The sequence below is a fragment of the Pseudomonas sp. genome, assembly GCF_037994325.1.
Lineage (GTDB): Bacteria > Pseudomonadota > Gammaproteobacteria > Pseudomonadales > Pseudomonadaceae > Aquipseudomonas.
On sequence record NZ_JBBNAH010000520.1, the window covers coordinates 1 to 1,467 of the forward strand.

Genomic DNA, 1,467 nt, shown 5'->3' on the forward strand with positions numbered 1-1,467 from the left:
CCCTGGACCTGCAACAGGAAATCCAGGAGGCCCTGGAGTCAAATCCGATGCTCGAACGCCAGGAAGAAGGCGACGACTTCGACAATTCCGATCCCTTGGCCGACAACGCCGAACAAAAGCCCAACACTGACATCCAGGAACCTTCCTATCAGGAAAGCGCCCCGACGGTTGATAATCTCGATGAGGGTGACTGGAACGAGCGTATCCCCAACGAACTCCCCGTCGACACCGCGTGGGAGGACGTTTACCAGACCAGCGCCAGCAGCCTGCCCAGCAATGACGATGACGAGTGGGACTTCACCACCCGCACCTCGGCCGGCGAGAGCCTGCAAAGCCATATGCTCTGGCAGCTCAACCTGGCGCCGATGTCCGACAAGGACCGGCTGATTGCCGTCACCCTCATCGACTGCATCAACGACCAGGGCTATCTCGAAGAAACCCTCGAGGAAGTACTTGACGCCTTTGACCCCGAGCTGGATATCGAGCTCGACGAAGTCGAAGCCGTGCTGCACCGCATCCAGCAATTCGAACCTTCCGGCATTGGCGCCCGTGACCTGCGCGAATGCCTGCTGCTGCAGCTGCGTCAGTTGCCAGCAAAAACCCCGTGGCTAGCCGAAGCGCAGCGCCTGGCGGGTGATTACCTCGACCTGCTTGGCGGGCGCGATTACAGCCAACTGATGCGGCGCATGAAGCTCAAAGAAGACGAGCTGCGCCAAGTTATCGAATTGATCCAAAGCCTTAACCCGCGCCCAGGTTCGCAGATTGAAGCCAGCGAGCCGGAGTACGTGGTGCCCGACGTTATCGTGCGCAAGCATAACGAGCGCTGGCTGGTGGAGCTGAACCAGGAAGCCATGCCGCGCCTGCGGGTTAACCCGCAGTACGCAGGCTTTGTCCGCCGCGCCGACTCCAGCGCCGACAACACCTTTATGCGCAACCAACTGCAAGAAGCCCGCTGGTTTATCAAAAGCCTGCAGAGCCGCAACGAAACCCTGATGAAAGTCGCCAGCCAGATTGTCGAGCACCAACGTGGTTTCCTCGACTACGGCGACGAAGCGATGAAGCCCCTCGTGTTGCATGACATTGCCGAAGCGGTAGGCATGCACGAGTCGACCATCTCGCGCGTTACCACGCAAAAATTCATGCACACCCCGCGTGGCATCTACGAGCTGAAGTACTTCTTCTCCAGCCACGTCAGCACCTCCGAAGGCGGCGAATGCTCGTCTACAGCGATACGCGCAATCATCAAAAAACTGGTTGCAGCGGAAAATGCGAAAAAGCCGTTGAGTGACAGCAAGATCGCTGGTTTACTGGAGGCACAGGGCATTCAGGTAGCCCGTCGCACAGTCGCCAAATACCGCGAATCCCTCGGGATAGCGCCTTCGAGTGAACGTAAGCGACTGATGTAAACGCCACGCAGCACAGTGGCAGACGGCTACACTGATCCAAGGCCAAAGTGTTCCGGCGACA

The 1,467-nt window shown here is 58.6% G+C and carries 1 protein-coding gene; it reads left to right on the top strand.

The genetic code is table 11. The features are described from left to right. On the top strand, nucleotides 1-1,406 hold a 1,406-nt coding region (locus tag AAAB16_RS17435), incomplete at its 5' end, for an RNA polymerase factor sigma-54 (RefSeq protein ID WP_340664455.1). Nucleotides 1,407-1,467: the final 61 nt, after the last annotated feature.